At 41.3% G+C, this 18,143-nt stretch carries 12 protein-coding genes; 7 read left to right on the forward strand and 5 right to left on the reverse strand.

Features of this window, described 5'->3' with window-relative positions; all coding sequences use genetic code 11:
• Positions 1–13 precede the first annotated feature (13 nt).
• Together OH463_RS11800 and OH463_RS11805 are read left to right on the forward strand one after the other, a co-directional pair.
• A complete protein-coding gene (locus OH463_RS11800; protein ID WP_029790151.1) occupies positions 14–3,172 on the forward strand; it encodes an efflux RND transporter permease subunit in 3,159 nt (1,052 codons plus the stop codon).
• A gap of 281 nt (positions 3,173–3,453) precedes the next feature.
• Positions 3,454–3,720 carry a hypothetical protein gene (locus tag OH463_RS11805; protein WP_009701831.1) on the forward strand — a complete coding sequence of 89 codons (267 nt, stop codon included), beginning with the start codon at positions 3,454–3,456 and terminating at the stop codon, positions 3,718–3,720.
• A 705-nt stretch (positions 3,721–4,425) separates the two neighbouring features.
• Here the strand turns inward: OH463_RS11805 and OH463_RS11810 are convergent.
• From OH463_RS11810 to OH463_RS11820, 3 genes are read right to left on the reverse strand one after another with little or no spacing between them, the layout of a single operon-like run.
• Positions 4,426–7,527, reverse strand: a complete 3,102-nt coding sequence (locus OH463_RS11810) for an efflux RND transporter permease subunit (RefSeq protein WP_269991287.1) — start codon at positions 7,525–7,527, stop codon at positions 4,426–4,428.
• Entirely contained in the window at positions 7,524–8,852 is a 1,329-nt protein-coding gene (locus OH463_RS11815) for an efflux RND transporter periplasmic adaptor subunit (protein ID WP_269991289.1), read from the reverse strand. Before OH463_RS11815 ends, OH463_RS11810 begins: the two co-directional genes overlap by 4 nt.
• Positions 8,839–9,495, reverse strand: coding sequence for a TetR/AcrR family transcriptional regulator (locus OH463_RS11820; RefSeq protein ID WP_269991290.1), 657 nt, complete (start codon positions 9,493–9,495; stop codon positions 8,839–8,841). The genes OH463_RS11815 and OH463_RS11820 overlap by 14 nt, the downstream gene beginning before the upstream one ends.
• Positions 9,496–10,066: 571 nt before the next feature.
• Here OH463_RS11820 and OH463_RS11825 point away from each other — a divergent pair.
• The 4 genes from OH463_RS11825 to OH463_RS11840 all read left to right on the forward strand — a co-directional run bounded on the left by OH463_RS11825 (position 10,067) and on the right by OH463_RS11840 (position 13,551).
• Positions 10,067–10,900 carry a DNAase gene (locus OH463_RS11825; protein ID WP_269991291.1) on the forward strand — a complete coding sequence of 278 codons (834 nt, stop codon included), beginning with the start codon at positions 10,067–10,069 and terminating at the stop codon, positions 10,898–10,900.
• 68 nt (positions 10,901–10,968) lie between these two features.
• Positions 10,969–11,793 (forward strand): DNAase, encoded by an 825-nt coding sequence (locus OH463_RS11830; RefSeq protein WP_237359329.1) that lies wholly within the window; start codon positions 10,969–10,971, stop codon positions 11,791–11,793.
• Positions 11,794–11,866: 73 nt separating this feature from the next.
• The gene (locus tag OH463_RS11835) at positions 11,867–12,757 is read left to right on the forward strand and encodes an Mg-dependent DNase (RefSeq protein WP_269991292.1); all 891 of its coding nucleotides are present in this window, start codon (positions 11,867–11,869) and stop codon (positions 12,755–12,757) included.
• Positions 12,757–13,551 carry a hypothetical protein gene (locus OH463_RS11840; RefSeq protein ID WP_269991293.1) on the forward strand — a complete coding sequence of 265 codons (795 nt, stop codon included), beginning with the start codon at positions 12,757–12,759 and terminating at the stop codon, positions 13,549–13,551. The genes OH463_RS11835 and OH463_RS11840 overlap by 1 nt, the downstream gene beginning before the upstream one ends.
• Positions 13,552–13,609: 58 nt before the next feature.
• On the opposite strand, the gene OH463_RS11845 is transcribed toward OH463_RS11840, so the two are convergent.
• The gene (locus tag OH463_RS11845; RefSeq protein ID WP_114092447.1) at positions 13,610–14,269 is read right to left on the reverse strand and encodes an HAD family hydrolase; all 660 of its coding nucleotides are present in this window, start codon (positions 14,267–14,269) and stop codon (positions 13,610–13,612) included.
• Positions 14,270–14,573: 304 nt separating this feature from the next.
• Here OH463_RS11845 and OH463_RS11850 point away from each other — a divergent pair, with 304 nt between their 5' ends.
• The gene (locus OH463_RS11850; protein ID WP_017819392.1) at positions 14,574–16,175 is read left to right on the forward strand and encodes a long-chain fatty acid--CoA ligase; all 1,602 of its coding nucleotides are present in this window, start codon (positions 14,574–14,576) and stop codon (positions 16,173–16,175) included.
• Between the two features lie 102 nt (positions 16,176–16,277).
• Here the strand turns inward: OH463_RS11850 and OH463_RS11855 are convergent, their stop codons facing one another.
• Entirely contained in the window at positions 16,278–17,861 is a 1,584-nt protein-coding gene (locus OH463_RS11855; RefSeq protein ID WP_017188630.1) for a BCCT family transporter, read from the reverse strand.
• Between the last annotated feature and the right edge of the window lie 282 nt (positions 17,862–18,143).

Here is an 18,143-nt window from a genome sequence, read left to right on the forward strand (position 1 = left end):
GTAGGAGTCAATCATGGAAGAGAATCAACAAAAAGGCATTATTGCCTATTTTGCCAATAACTCTGTCGCTGCAAACTTAATGATGGTGTTCATCATCGTGATGGGCATCGTGAGTTTCTTATTCATTCAACGTCAAATGTTCCCGAATGTTGAGGTCAACTACATCAATATTCGTGCTGCTTATCCAGGTGCTTCTCCACAAGAAATTGAAGAGAGTATTTTGGTGAAAGTGGAAGAGTCGATTAAAGACGTCACCGGCATCAAAAAGACGGTCGCACGCGCATCCCGAGGCAGTGCGCATGTGTCGATTGAAGTGGATGTGAACGCGGACATCAAACGTGTGTTGGACGATGTAAAGCAAAGAGTGGACACCTTATCCAATTTGCCTGCGGGTATGGAGCCGATTAACGTTTATCAAGTGGAGTGGCGGCAAGAAGTGATTGAGATGGGGTTAGTCGGGGACCGACCTCTTGAAGAGCTCAAACCTATTGCTAAACAAGTCGAAGATGAGCTTCTGCAACTACAAAACGTTATGTTGGTGGATCTCAGTGCGCCAGAAGAAGAGATTGCGATTGAAGTCGACCCACTTGTTTTGCGTAAGTATGATCTAACACTGAATGACGTGAGTAATGCGATTCGTCGCTATTCTGCTAACTTCTCCGCAGGTGAGGTGAAAACCAACGCAGGTATGATCGCGGTTCGTATTGAGAACCAGTACTACCATGGCGATGAATTTCGAAATATCCCCGTTAAACTCGGCGCAAATGGCGCCAAGGTGTTACTGCAAGACATTGCAACCATCAAAGATGGCTTCACAGAAGAAGATCGTTACTTTGAATATTCAGGTCAAAACGCAATTTACATGGCGGTTCAAGCCACGCGCGACCAAAACATCATTCCTGTTGCAGAGTCTGTTCGTAATTATATTGAAGCAAAGAACAAAACGTTACCTAGTGATATTCAGTTGAAAGTACTGGTTGATATGACCTATTACCTCAATGGTCGTCTCGATATGATGCTGAAAAACTTGCTTCAAGGTGCGGCGCTTGTAGCGATCATGCTGAGCGTGTTCTTGCGTTTCCGCTTGGCGATGTGGGTAATGTTAGGGCTGCCAGTGTGTTTCTTAGGTGCAGTGATGATGATGCCCATGCTTGGTATCACTGTAAATATCGTTTCTTTATTTGCCTTTATTATGGTACTCGGTATCGTTGTCGATGACGCTATCGTGACTGGGGAAAGTGCTTATAGTGAAATCGAAGAGAAGGGCGGTGGTGTCGAAAATGTTGTCACTGGCGTTAAACGTGTTGCTACCCCAGCTACCTTTGGTGTGTTGACTACGATTGCGGTATTTGCACCTTTCCTGCTTTCTAGTGGTATCGATAGTGCTTTCTTTTATGGCATTGCTGGTGTTGTGATCCTGTGTCTTACCTTTAGTTTGATTGAATCTAAGTTGATTCTTCCGGCTCACTTGGCGCATACGAACTTCAAACCAATCAAACCAGATGGATGGCGTGATAGCTTTAACAAGCGTTTCTTTGGTTTTGTGAATGGTCCTTACCGTAGTTTTGTTAAAGCGTGTACGCATTGGCGCTGGACTGTATTTGCCTTCTTCTGTGGCTTGCTTCTTATTAGTGCAGCCCTGGTGAGTTCTAACTATGTGCGTGTGATTCCGAATCCAAAGGTACCAACGGATTATCCTGCGATTACGATTGAAATGAATGACACGGTATCGAGTGAGCAAACCATTAATGCGCTAAAAACCATTGAAGGTGTGATGCAAGAAATCGAAGATCAGATCATCGATGAATACGGTCAAGGTATGATTCGTGACGTGCTGTCTTACAACCGCAGTCGTACTGAAGGTCGCATTCTTGTGCCACTTGTCGATGAAGAATTACGTCCATTTAATACCTTTGAGCTTGCGCGTCGTTGGCGTGAAGCTATGCCTGTGATTCCGGGAATGAAGAGCTTTAAGATCCGTGAGCAAAGTGCAGGCGGTGGTGATCGTGATGAGTTTGGTTACTTATTGTTTGGTTCGGATATTAACGAGCTGAATGAAGCTGGTCGTTACTTGATTGGTCGACTGCAGCAAGAAGAAGGTTTGTATGACGTATCTTCGTCTATCGATTCCGGTAGCAAAGAAGTTCTACTATCACTTGCTCCAGTTGCTTACGACCTTGGTTTGGATCTGACGATGATTGCAGAACAAGTTGGTGGCAGTTTCTATGGTGGTGAAGCGCAACGCATCATTCGTGATGGTGAAGAAATCAAAGTCATGGTGCGTTACCCGCAATTGACTCGTGAAGCGTTTTCTTCTTTACGCTATGCAGTGATCACGACGCCAGCAGGGAAAAAGGTCATGCTGGGTGATGTGGTTAAGATCAACGAACAACCGGGTGTGAGTAGCATTCGACGAGAAGGTGGTTACCAAACCGTTTACGTTTATGGTTCTATTGATGAAGAGTTGGTTGAACCTCAAGAAGTTGTGAAGGTAATTGACGACAACATCTTACCGGACATGAAGCAAGCTTTCCCGAGTGTGAAAACGGAATTGGGCGGTGATATTGAAGAGCAAGCTGCGCAGCGTAACGAGCAAATCATGTTCTTCATTGCAGGCATGATCATCGTATACATCTTGCTGGCTGTGCCGTTGAAGAGCTATACCCAACCGCTGATCGTCATGTCGGTGATTCCGTTTAGCTTAACAGGTGCGATTTGGGGACACTTCTGGCTGGATATGGACATCAGCATGATGTCGACGTTTGGTTTGATCGCGGCAGCGGGTGTGGTTATCAATGATTCCTTGGTGATGACAGATTACGTCAACCAGGTGCGTGAAAAAGGCATGAGCATCAAGCAAGCAGTCGTTGAGGCTGGGTGTGCACGTTTCCGAGCGATCACGCTGACATCGATCACGACGTTTGCTGGTGTTTTACCCATCATGTTTGAAACCAGCTTGCAGGCTCGATTCGTTATCCCTATGGCAGTAGCCCTTGGTTTCGCAGTGCTGTTTGCTACTGTACTTACCTTGATTTTGGTGCCTTGTTTGTACCTGATGCTTGAAGACATTAAAAACATCTTCCGAGCAATCAAACGCTTTTTCGGGCGTGTGATGAGTAAGTTCAAGAAGCCGTCAGCGAATACAACTGGTAGAGAAAGTATGCAAAGCTAGTTTCACCTAGAACGAAATTACAAAGCAGTCTTCGGGCTGCTTTTTTTGTACCTTAAGCGAACTGAAATGAACTTCCTATACTATAAATTGAGTGAATGGTTAAATATTCATAAATTTGCTTGGTTAATTTAACACTGAGTGTGTGAAATTCGCCACCGAGCAGATGGTGGAAAAATGATGCTTATTTTAAGTCATTGATATTAAAGGTTTAAAAAGTTGGCATTCTATGTGCAATGTATAGGATGCAACCCAATGAACTGCTAATCCCTAAGGAGCTTATTATGCAAAGCGTATTTCTATCTACTCTAGGTCTTATTGCTGTAATGTCATCACCAATCGCTGCTGCTAACACTCTAGACAAAGATGAGTGGAGTGCAGATCTACGTCAAGAATTTACAACAATGAAGCATGAGGCAGTTGCGGACATCCAACAAATGAACATGGACGCCATTGATGAACGTGATGAGCGCATTGTTAAACACATCAAAGAACAACAAGCGCAGTTGGTAAAGATCAAGTGCCAGAAGATAGAGGCAACCAAATCTTAAGCTCTGACGTTAAAGATTCCGTGTTAGTCACAAGGAAGCGCGATTAACCAAAGTACATCCGATACAAGGGCGACGTGATGAATTATCGGCGTCAATCTTGTTGCTCTGTTTGCCAATCTATTTAACTAGGTTGGCTTTTTTTGTGTTTACGAGTTAGTGAAAACGAACGATATATCTGGCGACATGATAGGCAACAGTAGTGAGTTGAAATAGTTAGAAAGAAAAAAGCCCGCGAAGAATACCTTCGCGGGCGAAAAAAGGGCACCAATTTGGGTGTCTATTCATTTTGGAGATGGTCGAACGTCCATATCATACTGACAATAGGCTTGGTGAGAGGCTTACCACCAGTGCGACCAACGGGGCTAAAGTTAACATTGTTGTAATCATTGTTAAAATGTTAATTCTTCAATCAATGATTTCATTATCGTTAGTTCAAATTGTGAATGTGTTGTCTGTGTGTGTTTTTACTGTGCTAAATGTCGTTTTTGATAATAAAACTTATCATAAACACGGTACCTGTCATTTGAATTAGTTATATAAAAGTCAACATATCGCATTCTCAATTGTTCATATTTGCACTTAATGCCTCATAATAACCTTTTAATTGTTACGTGTTTGTGTGGCTTTTAACGTTTTTCACTGAAAACAAAAAGAGCGACCTAAGCCGCTCTTGTTTGTTTTGATAAGGAAACTTATCGGATTGTTTTAGATCTCTTCGTGCTTATGAACTAGACCGAAGTCAGCCAAAATGGCATAAGCGGCAGGAATCATAAACAGTACCAACAACGTCGAGGCGAAAATACCAAACACGATAGAGATAACCAGAGGTTGGATAACTTGGGCTTGCAAACTGGTTTCCGTTAGCAACGGTAGCAAACCTGCAGCGGTTGTCATCGAAGTTAGGAATACGGCACGGAAACGTTCTCTACTCGCTTTAACGACAGAATCATGAACATTGTCACCTTCATCTACATGATGGCGTATGTACTGTACTAGCAAGATTGAGTCGTTTACTACGATACCAGCCAATGAGACAAAGCCCATCATGCTCGGCATACTTAAGGAATGCCCAAGCACAATATGCCCCCATACTACCCCGATAAAAGCAAGTGGGATCGCGAGCATGACTACAAACGGTTCCAAGTAACTGCGGAATTGGTAACTTAGGATGGCAAACACGCCAAATAACCCAAGCAAGAAGCCTTTGCCCATAGAGGCTCCGGTCTCGGCTGTGTCTTTAGCTTCGCCTTCAAAGTCGAAACGTAACCCAGGGTACTTCTGCATCAATTTTGGCGCTTCATCTTGTTGGAATTGGCGAATGATAGCGGTTGAGTTTGCCTTGGTGTTGTCGGTATCACCAAATACGCTCACCGTGCGCAATCCATCAATACGTTGGATGCGTACGTAGTTGCGCTGGAAATTCAATGTTGCAATGGTCGCGAGCGGAATTTGGCTACCGTCTGGCAAGATAATCGGAAAGTTCGCCAACTGTTGTAAGTCGCCTGCTTGCGTTTTATCTAGTCGAACTTCTATCGAAATATTCTCAACGCCGACTTGGATTTCGTCAGCGGTTTGACCAAAAAATGCCGCACGCAGTTGGTTTGCAACAAGCTGACCATTGATGCCATAAGCTTCTGCGCCGGGACGCAATTTAACCAGAACTTCCTCTTTACCCATGCGCATGTCATCTAGCACGCCATGAACACCGTCAAATTGATTAAGATACTGTTGAATATCAATCGAAGCTGCTTTCAATGCATCAAGATCATCATGTTTTGCACGAATTTCTATCGCTCGCCCACCCGGTCCCATCGTGGGCTGTTTGAATACCAGAGAGATGGGGTCTGCGAGTTCTCCAATATCTTCACGCCATGCTGCGATAAAGTCATCAATGAGAGTGTTGCGGCTTTCTGCCCCTAACAAGTCCAATCTAACTGTTGCGATATGGGGACCTGATTCGTTGGCATCGGCATTCGCGTTGAATTGACTGGTTATGTGTAGTACGAGCGGATTACCGCCTTCAACTTTTTCAGTCCATTCTTTATCGAGCTTTTGCGCTGATGCGACGATCTTATCTACCACTGCCTCTGTTTGGGATAGCGAAGACCCAGGAGGAAGAATGATACGAGCTTCGGCAATATCCCCGTCTAGCTCAGGGAAGGGCTGGAACTTAAGCAAACCGCCAATTAACGTTGCGGCAGAAATCAGCAGCAAAGTAATGACACTGCCCATGAAAGCGTAGCGATACTCGACCACTTTATCTACGGCATTAACCAGCGTGGTATTACGGAAGTTCTCAAAAGATGCCAGTAGTTTTTGTTTGAACTTTGGTGTGGTCTTTTCCTGTTTTTGTTTATGCAGTGAATGAGATAAGTGGTTGGGTAAAATCAAAAATGCTTCCACTAAGCTCAAGCTTAATACCAAGATAAGTACTTGCGGGACCGCCTTTAGCACTGCACCCATTTCACCTTGTAGAAACAGCAGGCTACCAAAGATGCAAACGGTGGTTAAGAAGGAAGAAATTACACCCGGTAAAACTTTCTTAACGCCTTTGATAACGGCGTCATCAATCTCTTCGCCTCGGTCAAGGTGAGCGGCAATGGACTCTGCTATAACGATTGCGTCATCCATCATGATACCGATCGCCATTAGCAAGCCGACTAAGGACATAATGTTGATGGATAGTCCAAGCTGTGCCATCAAAAACAAGCCACCTAAAAATGCAACAGGTAAACCGGCGGCAACCCAAAATGAATAGCGAAAGCTAAAAAACAACCACATCGTAGCGAAGACCAAAATGATACCTTGCCAGCCATTTTTAACCATCATAGTAAGACGATCCCAAAGCACCGACGAGAGATCATTGGTCATTTGTAGCATGACTCCGTCTGGCGCGTTGGCTTGCTGTTCTTCCACAAATTGAGCGACACGTTCTTTGATTCTGAGAGCATCGTCTTCTTTGTTTTTACTGATTTTTAGAAGGGCAGAAGGGTGACCATCGAAGAGTACTTTCTGCTCATCTAATTCAAAGCGATCTGTAATCGTAGCGATGTCTTTTAAGCGAATGATTGAGCCATTCGGACCTGAGCCAACAACAATAGTTTCTAGTTCTTCTGGCGTAACGCGGCGTTCGTCAAAACGAATCAGGAAATTTTTGTCTGGTGTTTCAACATTACCACTTGGTAACTTAACGTTTTGACGACCAATTTGCTCCGCAATATCACCCACACTCAGACCTAATTGTCGAATCGCTTGCGTATCAAGCTCTACCCTGTATTGATGATCCGAGAAGCCTGCCACATCGACCAAAGACACGCCGTAATCGAGTTTTAGTGTGCGTTTAAGTTGTTCGGCATACCCTTTTAATTCCGGCCAAGTCGTATCTGCAGTGATTGCCACATCAACGACAGGCTCGTTCCAGTCCAGTTCTTGAACTACGGGCGACTCAATTTCTTGTGGGAAGTCATTGATCGAGTTAATTTGAGTTTGAACGTCAACGAGCATGCGACCTATATCGGCGTCCTCATTTAACTTTAAGATGAGACGAGCTGACCCTTCAATAGCTTCACACTGAGTTTCTTCAATATTAGCGAGTCCATCTACGGCGTCTTCCATACGAACACAGATACTCTCTTCCACTTCTTGAGGGGATGCTCCTGGATAAACCACGCCAGCAAGAATATAAGGGGGATCGAACTCCGGAAAGGTTTCTCGCTTGATGCCAGAGAGGGAAGAAATACCCAAGATAAGCAACGTCAACATCAACAAATTGGCTGCGGTTGGGTGTTTTGCAAAGAATCGGATCATGAGTCGGACCCCTCAGTCACCGTTTGGCTCTGCTCTGATGCTTCCTTCAACAACATGCCGTTGATAGCAGGCAACAGGTCATTAATGATTAACTTTTGACCTTGTTCCAAGGCACCTTCGACAACGACTTGGTTGTCGCGTCGATAGAGTACCTCAACAGTCACGATTTGAAGGCGGTTATCTTCACCCATCAGGTAGATCTTGTCTCCATGGAGCGCGCGTTCAGGAATAACCCAGCTTGGATTCTGTTGTCCTTCAATCAACGCACGTACAAACATACCGTTCACGAGAGGTGGTACAGACGTTGGTTTCAATGCTCGATAATCTTGCTCAATCTCCAATATCACCCCAGCGGTGGCTTGGCTTGGATCCACCGTCTCACTGATACGCGCGACTTTAGCAGACCAAGACGCAGATAGGTTGCCGCTATTAAGCTCAATAATGGCGTGGATAGCATTCATATCAGGTTGTGGGATACCAGACTCATCACGTACAAACTCACCAATGCTTGAAGCAAGGGTTTGCATATCATGTATCGATAGCTGGGCTTCAACTTCCATCACATCAATGCCATGCCCTGTGACCATAGTTTGTTGAAGGTTCACTACTTGATTTTGTTCGATATCCACCTGAGCAATGCGCAGATCATATGGGAGCGTGATGATGGTTTTATCAAGTGAACGTTTCGCCTCATCCACTTTCGAAGCGTTGACCTTAACTAACGCCTCAGCGACACGCTTCTCATCTGGCATCAAACCTATCTGATTTTCAATATCAAGCACCAACTTACGCTGAGAAAGCGCACTTTGCTCTTGTTGATCCACATCAGATTGTGATGTTAAGCCTTTCTTGCGTAGGTTTTGTTTACGAGCAAGTTCCTTGTTGGCGATCACTAAACGATTCGCTTCAATTTTTAGTGTGCTTTTTAAGTTCGCTTCTTCTTGGTTTAGCTTAGCCAGAGAGGTTTGTGCAGACTTAAGGTCGGCTTGAGCTTGAACCAGTTTTAATTCGTAATCGAGTGGATCGATCCTTAAGATCTCCGTTCCTGTTTGTAGTACTTGCCCTTTTTCCAATTGTGGGTGGCGATAAACTACTTTTCCAGTGACTTCGGCGATAGCCTTCCACTCAATTTTGGGTGTAATTTTTCCGAACCCAATAGCGATAGGAGCAATGGCTTTCAGTTCAAGAGGAACAGTTTCGACTAACCTTGCGCGATCCCCCGCAGGTTTTACTGGCAAATCTGGTTTGAGGTTAATTGCCAAAAGCAGAATGACGATCCCGGCAGCAAGGGCAGGAAAGAACAGCAGTTTTTTATTCATTTTCATTTTGGTCGCCCGAGTCTAAGAGTCCATGTTTCATCAGTTGTATGTTGTGTTCGAACAACCGGTTCAAGAATGCTTCTGAGAGTTCAATACCGTGTATGGCGAGCAGCGCTGGTGGTGCCATAAAAGGGAAAACCATTAAGCTGATGTAAGAGACACGACAAAGTTGCGGGTCAGCTCCCTTTCGCAGAACACCACTGTCGACCAACTTATCGAAGATAACCCCTTGCATTGGTTGGCTGATGTCGGCAAATACTTTTTCAAGTAACTTTCGTTGAGTTTCGGAAGGAGGCATGTGCATGACTTGAGCTATTAAGCGAGGAAACTGCGGCACTTTGATCATTTCTCGGTAATAGGTGCGCATTAAGTCGAGAAAATTTTGCTCACTGCTGTCTGATACGAGAGCTTGCAGTTGCTTCTGCATGGGTGACAGTGTCTCGCGCAGCATCGTTTCAAATAGCCCTTCTTTATTTCCAAAGTAGTAACGAATCATCGCGACATTCACTCCAGCCTTTTGTGCGACCAAACGAGTGGATACTTTGTCGTAGGCCATGATGGTGAAGAGCTCGCGTGCGTGGAATATTAACTTTTCACGAGCATCAATTTGGTCTGTGGGTCTTCCTGCTTTTCTTTGAGCTTTTGTCACCGTCGCCTCTCAAAATATTAAACATTTGATTAATTATAAGACGGCGATTGGTTATACGACATACGAAAAATTCATCGCTATTTAATCAATTGATTAATTTGTGATGAAGTCGACTTCGAGCAACGAGAGAAGCATGACGACTCGCAGTATGAGTAAGCTAACACCAATGAAAACGATATGTTTCTCAATAAGATATAATTCTCTAGTCAATCGAAAAATCAGTATTTCCTCTTCATAACCATCTCGAACTGAATCTGTTTTCAATTACCATGCTGCGTTAATGATGCTTATTGTGTGAGATGAAGATGATACATAAAACACTAACTAAGCGCGGAAAAATTAGTAATCATCAAAGAGTCTCTACCGACCCTTCGTTCGTGTGGTCTTTCTATAGTCAGATTTAACGTGTCCTAGTAAGTGAGAAATGTTGAAACGATTGAAAATATCACCTTTCATCGATTCATATTTAGTTGAGAATATGGATAAAATTAATTGTAGTCATTCAGTTTCTTTGATTAGTTTTCTTTTATATGACTGAAATTTTACAACGAGTATTTATTATAAAATGAGTATGAAAATAAAATTTTTAGATCAATTTAAAGATGGTTTTAGAGGAGAGCCAGAATTCTCTAGCTTGTTTTATCATGCGTTTCAAGTTGATGATCTCGTTATTTTATTTGAATGCCCAGATAACATATTTGAAGGTGCAGTATACGAGAACAAGATTGAACTAAAGAATTTTAATATCAATTCAGTTAACGAAGATCATGATAGTATAATTAAGCTGGCTTATGTTAATTTTTCTTTTAGTAGAGTTATTTTTAACCCTATAGCACCTGTAAATAAACAAGGTGATCTTTTCGTTAGGTTAGGAATAAAATCAATAGATAGTCATGTGAAAACAACAGAACAACTATCAGATTATTTAGAAAAAGAGTATTTTGATTTTTATCACGACCCAAATCCAAGTTCGGATTCTAAACGTGGATATCATACGGAGTTAATGAAAAAATTTATAAAAAGAGCTAATCGTCAATGGGGAGAATACCCAGAATCTGAAGAAATGATATCAGAAAAAAGACAATACCTTATCGATGGCTTTTACCGCGGCTATCCCCCAATAAAGTGTAAAAATGTAAAAATAGGCAAATATACGTTTTCTAAGTATTTGGAAGGAAGTTTAAAGTATAAAGGGGAGTTTAGTCGAGTATATAATGTAATCATCAGAGATGGGTTCTGTCTACGTATTGAGTTTTGGTACGCAACTCAATATGGCTATCCTAAGAAAAAATTTTTGAAATGGATTGAAAGAGCTGACGAAACATTTGAAAAAGAAGTGCTGAAACGATTAGAAATATCACCTTTTATCGATTCATATCTAGGCAAGAATTGGAGGATTGAATAATGTTTTGAATGATTATATTTTATAGAGTTGAATTTTTAAAAAAGTGTTTTTGATAAATGAGTATAAAGTTGAAATTTTTAGAACAGTTAAAAGATGGTTTCAAAGAAAAGCCAGAGTTTTCTAGTTTGTTTCATCATATATTTAAAGTTGATGATTTCATTGTTTTATTCTTATGTCCAGACAATATGTATGAATATTCAATATATGATGATGTAGTTGATCTAGACAAGTTTGATGATAATTCGTTTCATGAAGGTCATGAAAAAATAATTGAATTGGCTTCTGTAAACTTTCCTTTTAGTCGAGTGATTTTTAATCCTATTGCTCCGGTTAATAAGCAAGGAGATCTTTTTATTAAAATAAAAATAAAGTCGATAGACAGAAATATAAAAACAAGTAATCAGCTCTCAAGCTACTTAGAAAAAGAATATTTGGAATATTATCATGATCCGAATCCATGTTCAGACTCTACGCGTGGAGAGCATACAGAGTCAATGAGAGATTTTACTGAAAGAGCAAATCGTCAATGGGGAGAAAACCCAGAGCGTGAAGAAATGATATTGGAAAAAGAAAAATATCTTATCGATAGTTTTTACTATAGCTATCCACCAATAAAGTGTGAAAATGAAAAAATAGGTAAATATACGTTTTCTAAGTATTTGGAAGGAAGTTTAAAGTATAAAGGGGAGTTCAGTCGAGTATATAATTTAATCATTAAAGATGGATTCTGCTTAAGTATTGAGTTTTGGTATGTAACTCAATATGGCTATCCTAAGAAAAAGTTTTTGAAATGGATTGAAAGAGCTGACGAAACATTTGAAAAAGAAGTGTTAGAACGATTGGAAATTTCAAATTGTATTGATTCCTCAATGGTTTATAACATTAAAGCTTAAACATTAGCTAAATATCATATTTTTATCAGTGAATTTTATGTAAATTAATTATTGGATTAAATAGGATGGAAATTTGAAAATATTTAAATTGCTCCTAGATGGTTTCAAAGGGAAGCCTGACTTATCTGAAATGTCCATCGATATTTTTAGAGTCGACGATTACTTGATTAAATTTGAATTTCCGAAAGATATATTGGAAAGGCGTCATTACGAAGATAGCTTTCTTTTTGAAGACTTTAATATTAAATCTACTGAGTATATACACCAGAAATATGTCAATCTATTCTATGTTGGTTATTCTTTCAGGAAGATAGTAACAAATTATATTTTTCCTGTGAACACTTTAGGTAAACTGTATATTAATTTAAGAATTAAAAAATCAAATGCCACTATTGAAACTGAAAATGAATTATCAAATTTTATAGAAAGAGAATATAACGACTATTATCATGATCCTAATCCATGCAGTGATTCTATGCGTGGTTATCATACAGACTTAATGAATGATGCCAGAATAATTGCAGATCAGCGTTGGGGAGTTAATCCTGACGATGAAGATAAAATAAAGAAAAAAGAAAAATATCTTATACATAGTTTCTTTTTGGGGTATCCACCTATTAAATGTAAAGAGGTAAATATAGGTAATCATCGATGTGTTAAATATGAAGAAGGAAACGTTTATTATAAATATGATCTAAAGCGAGTATATAACATAATAATTAGTGGTGGATTTTATCTTAGTGTAGAGTTTTGGTATAAATTAGACTCTAGTTATACAAATAAAAAATTGTTAAATTGGGTGAGTAATGCCGATGCAAAATTCGAAAAAGAAATGTTAGAACGATTGGAATTGTCTAATTATATTGACTCTTGTTTAAATTCTGCTGAGGAACAGTTACGAGAGAATGGTGCAAAGCAAAAGGCGAGGGTGGTAGGAAAATATGCGAAAATAGGAAAGCACTGATGTACATTTCTTCATTTTTTAATCTTAAGTTTCGGGCAGGAGCTAAGCTTGCTCAAACGCAACAAAGACTCTATCGGTTTGGTAGTTTAATTTGTGACTTGACTGTTCCTGAAGGGTTTAACGAAAGTAGTCTAAGTGGTAATTTGCCAGAAGTGGATTTTGAATACTATCTTAATAATTCAAAAACTAAATATCATAACGATATTATTGAAATATCACGTTTAGATTGGTTTTACCATACGTTAATTCCATATCCTATGAATTATAGTTACTATGGTAAATTGACCGTTAAAATTCAATTGATCCCTTTTCTTTTTAAACATAAAAAAGAAATAGACATGGATTGTATAAAAAGAGATATTGAACAAAGATATGAAACATTCTATAACGAAGAGGAATATGATCATGAAACAGGAAGAGGGTATAATAAATTTAAAATTAAGCTAATTAATGAACATTTCAACGAAAATTACATTATTGGTGATTTGAGACTTAAGGAAAGCCTTATAAATAAACGAATTCAAGAAGTTTTAATAAAAAATCCTGAATTTGTTTTTAGGGATAATTATATAATGTATGAAGAGGTTCGTTCAGAATCAAATCTAAAGAATCAGTATTTCTATATCCTCAATGAATATGGATATATTAATTTGGAAGTCCACCATGATGGATGGAATGATAAATATATGGGTGTCTGCTTCGAAAATTCAAAACAGGCAGAAGAGATTATAGTGTCTTCATTACATGTTTCTAAATATATTGAAGAAGGCTCTTCTGAGCACTTGCTGAAGTAGGCTAGGTTTCATCAGAGCATGACTTTTTATCTACCTATTAGCAGTTAGTGTTGAACCACTAACCCCAATTCAACAAGGTCCAATTCGGTCTATCAGCGTGCACTTTTAAGCGAGGGCATGGATTCACAAGGTAGACGTAATTTGCGTATTCACACAGTGGCAAGTCGTTGATTGAATCAGTACAGAAGTGGATTTCCGAATAGGACTTTGCCTGTGTCGCCAACCACTGTTTTAATCGGGTAACTTTGCCTTCTCGGTAACTTGGGATTCCATCGATTTCTGCGGTATAGCGGTTATCCGCTACCACCAAGTCAATTCCAAGAGAAGTCGGAATACCCAGATGTCGTCCAACAGCTGTCACTAAAAAAGTGACACTTGCAGAGATGATGACCATATCAATACCATCACCAGACAGTTGCTCAATGAGCGTTTTGGCTTGAGGGTACTGTTTAGCCAGAATATGCTTTTCAACGCACTCTTCAACCAAGGCGTTGACTTCTTTAATCGGCATGTTTTCTATTGGCTTCATGGAAAACGCTAGGTAATCTTCCATCTCCATTTTCCCTTCTGCGTACAAGCCCATTAGGCGAAGATCTTCCTCAATAAAGTTAGGCTCAGTTGCGATGCCTTTCTCCACCAAAAACTCATTCCAAATCATTGCACAATCTGCGTTGATTAAGGTCTCATCCATATCAAATACATACAAAGGTTTGGACATAGTTTGGTTCTCACTGGTTGGGTTGAGGACGATGTAACTTGTCGCTCAGTATAGAGCGAGGCTTATGAGTGCGTGAGGTATGCTAACGACAAACTGTGACGGTTTCGTTGCACTTTCTCCGGACTATCACAAAACTTAGTTTCAATGATTAGGGATGAAGCATTTCTGAGTTGGCGTTAGAGAGCTACAATAGAACTTTCGAATCTAATCTTATTCTTGTGTACTGAATACAGTCACGCTTTTGAGCGATAATAGAGTCACTCGCAAAGCGAACGTTAAGAAAAATACAAAAAGAACCCCCGATATGAACCAGTATGTAAATGATCCATCCAATTATCAGTTACTAATTAAAAACTTGCTGTTTTCCCCAGTTGCTTTCAACCCAGAGCAAGAAATCGTCTACGCTAACCACCGCCGTCATAGCTACAAAACGTTTCATGACCGTGTAAGACAGTTTGCCAACGCGCTTACCAAAATGGGCGTGAAAAAAGGCGACACGGTTGCTGTGATGGATTACGACTCCCACCGTTACCTTGAATGTTACTTTGCTATCCCAATGATTGGTGCCAAGCTGCACATGATTAACGTTCGTTTGTCTCCAGAACAGATCCTTTACACCATTGATCATGCTGAAGATGACATCATTCTTATTCATGAAGAGTTTCTACCAATTTTAGACCAGATCAAAGGGCGCATTGATACGGTCACTCGCTACGTTGTGTTACGTGATGATGAAGAGTGTGAGTATGAACGCCTTCTTGAACAGGAAAGCACGGAATACAATTTCCCAGATTTCGATGAAAACACGGTGGCGACAACTTTCTACACCACGGGTACTACAGGGTTTCCAAAAGGCGTTTTCTTCACGCATCGTCAACTTGTTCTTCATACTATGGGTATATTAAGCACAATCGGTACCAATGCTTCGCAAGGTCGATTGCATCAAGGTGACATCTACATGCCGATTACGCCGATGTTTCATGTCCATGCTTGGGGGCTTCCATATATGGCAACCATGCTTGGTGTTAAGCAAGTCTACCCGGGTAAGTATGTTCCAGATGTTTTGCTTAACCTGATTGAGCAAGAGAAGGTGACGTTCTCACACTGTGTGCCGACTATTTTGCATCTACTTCTGAGCTCTCCAAAGTCGAAGGCGATGGACTTTTCTGGGTGGAAAGTCGTCATTGGTGGTGCTGCGCTACCAAAAGCATTATGTAAATCAGCTCTAGAACGTGATATCGACGTATTTGCTGGTTACGGCATGAGTGAGACTGGACCTATTCTTTCTATCGTCCAATTGACGCCAGAGCAATTAGAGTTAGATGTCGACCAACAAGCGGAATATCGCTCGAAGACAGGTAAGAAAGTTGCGCTTGTAGAAGCGTATATTGTGGATGAGGATATGAACAAACTGCCTCATGATGGCGAAACCGCTGGTGAAATTGTTGTTCGTGCACCTTGGTTAACGCCTAACTACTACAAAGACAACAAAAACTCTAAAGCACTATGGCGTGGCGGTTACCTGCACACAGGTGATGTGGCGCATATTGATGACGAAGGCTTTATCAAGATCACTGACCGCGTAAAAGATATGATTAAGATATCTGGTGAGTGGGTAAGTTCTTTAGAGCTTGAAGACATTCTCCACCAGCATCAGAGTGTTTCCGAAGTTGCGGTGATTGGTATGCCGCACAACAAGTGGGGTGAAGTGCCGTTAGCTTTGGTGACATTGAAAGAAGACGCTCAAGTCACAGAAAAGGAACTGTTAGGTTTTGCGAAAGACTTCATCAATAAAGGGATTCTTGCTAGAGAAGCATTATTACTTAAAGTGAAGATAGTGGACGAGATTGCTAAGACCAGCGTTGGTAAAGTGGATAAGAAAGAACTGCGTAAACTTCATCTGTAAGTAGTGAAACTTTTTGAATCCAAACCATAATATTCGGCCCCGACACAAGTTATCTATCGGGGCCGATTTTCATTTAGTTAAGGCTGCGTACTCAGTAACGTACTAAATCAAACCTTGCTCTTTCGCCATGTGGTTCGCGATGCTTGGTGCTTTCCAAATGCTTGGCAGCAGAATAAAAGACACGGGTACTGCCGTAATGACGATGAAAGACTGCAGTGCAGAGATACCACCTGAGCCCATAGAAATAAGTGCGATTGCCACCACCCCCATCATCAAGCCCCAAAATGAACGAATAACGGCATTTGGCTCGGTAGAACCCGTCATCACGACACTAATGGTGTAAGTCATTGAATCACCAGTCGTTACGATAAAAGTCGTAGTCAGGATCAAAAACAATACTGAAATCACCATTGGGAATGGCAATTCAGAGGTAATGGCAAGTAGAACTGCGGGAAGGTTAAAGCCTTCGAATGCTGATGAAATCAAACCTGGGTTTGCTAGCTCGAAGGCCAAGCCGCTGCCGCCAACAATGCTGAACCAGAAGCAGGTGATCAAAGGCGCAGCGATGCTGATAGAAAGGATCAACTGACGAATGGTTCTGCCTCGTGAAATACGAGCAATGAAAATCGCCATCATTGGTCCGTAACCAATAAACCAACCCCAGAAGAAAACCGTCCACCAACTTAACCATTCTGTGTCACCACGATAAAGCGCCATTGGGAAGAAGTTATCAACCATGCGACCAATGCCTTGCACGTAACCATCCACTATAAAGCTAGTTGGTCCGAAGAACAGAATGTAACCAATCAATGCTACAGACAACACAATGTTGTAACGGCTAACAAGTTGAATACCCTTGCTCACGCCACTTAGCGCTGACAAAGTGTACATGAGAATAGCAGCGACAATCACCAAGCTTTGAGTAATGAAGGTATCTGGCAAACCAAACAGAGAGTTCAATGCGTAGCTGATTTGTAGACCTAAGAAGCCGATAGGACCAATAGTACCAGCGGCTACAGCAATGATGCTGCACGCGTCTGCGACATCACCAATTCGACCGTGAATCGCTTTGTCGCCAAACACAGGGTACAGCAAAGTGCGTGGTTTAAGCGGTAAACCTTTGTCGTAGTGAAGGTGCATTAACACAACAGAAGAAAGACAACCTAAGATAGCCCAAGCAAGGAAGCCCCAATGCATGAAAGACTGAGAAAGCGCATTGATTGCAGAGGCTTTTGGTGAGGCTTCACCATATAAAGGTGGTGCAGAAACAAAGTGAGCAATAGGCTCAGCTGCAGCCCAGAATACACCGCCACCAGCAAGTAGGGTGCAAAGTACGATTGATAGCCATTTAAAGGTATCGATATCTGGTCTCGCTAAACCACCTAAGCGTACGTAACCCGTACGACCTAGCGCAATAGCCAAACCAATAAGGAAATTCAGAAGGAGTAATACTTGCCAGAAGGCACCGAAGTATTGAGTTGCAAAGCCAAAGCCTGCATTAACCATTGCGGTCAGAGAGTCTGTATTCGTTAGAGCTAGCAAAACAAACACAGTGAGGAAGCTACCACTTAACCAGAAAACAGGGTTAGTGAGTTCAAGACGCTTGAGAAGGGAAGGAGGATGAATCGCAGAATAGTCTGCCTCCTGAATAGGAGCATGAGAGGCGGCGTTCGTCATATTTGACATAATTACTTCGCTTTTTAGGGCTCGGAAGCCGTGCATTTCCCTCACACGAATAGCTCGAAAAGTGTGAGGATGATCAAAAAGCCGCTGATACTAGCACGTTGAGCACACCAATATAACCGTAGAGCCAGATTAATTATGGAAATCTGAAGCAAATTACTGATTTTGGGGTAGAGATTTTTTGCGTGAAGTGCGCCGCATTTCATACGTAAATGACATTTCCCTTATTCTTGCAAGGACATCTCAGGATTACATTGAGCCAACCTGTTCTAATAAAAATTAAAG

Origin of the sequence: Vibrio sp. NFR (assembly GCF_027587095.1) — a bacterium.
Classification (GTDB): domain Bacteria; phylum Pseudomonadota; class Gammaproteobacteria; order Enterobacterales; family Vibrionaceae; genus Vibrio; species Vibrio harveyi.

Excerpts from the sequence above, each read along its gene's own strand:
- OH463_RS11805 (WP_009701831.1), top strand. The coding sequence starts at position 3,454 with ATGCAAAGCGTATTTCTATCTACTCTAGGTCTTATTGCTGTAATGTCA.
- OH463_RS11800 (WP_029790151.1), top strand. The coding sequence starts at position 14 with ATGGAAGAGAATCAACAAAAAGGCATTATTGCCTATTTTGCCAATAAC.
- OH463_RS11810 (WP_269991287.1), bottom strand. The coding sequence starts at position 7,527 with ATGATCCGATTCTTTGCAAAACACCCAACCGCAGCCAATTTGTTGATG.
- OH463_RS11855 (WP_017188630.1), bottom strand. The coding sequence starts at position 17,861 with ATGTCAAATATGACGAACGCCGCCTCTCATGCTCCTATTCAGGAGGCA.
- OH463_RS11825 (WP_269991291.1), top strand. The coding sequence starts at position 10,067 with ATGAAAATAAAATTTTTAGATCAATTTAAAGATGGTTTTAGAGGAGAG.
- OH463_RS11815 (WP_269991289.1), bottom strand. The coding sequence starts at position 8,852 with ATGAAAATGAATAAAAAACTGCTGTTCTTTCCTGCCCTTGCTGCCGGG.
- OH463_RS11850 (WP_017819392.1), top strand. The coding sequence starts at position 14,574 with ATGAACCAGTATGTAAATGATCCATCCAATTATCAGTTACTAATTAAA.
- OH463_RS11845 (WP_114092447.1), bottom strand. The coding sequence starts at position 14,269 with ATGTCCAAACCTTTGTATGTATTTGATATGGATGAGACCTTAATCAAC.
- OH463_RS11840 (WP_269991293.1), top strand. The coding sequence starts at position 12,757 with ATGTACATTTCTTCATTTTTTAATCTTAAGTTTCGGGCAGGAGCTAAG.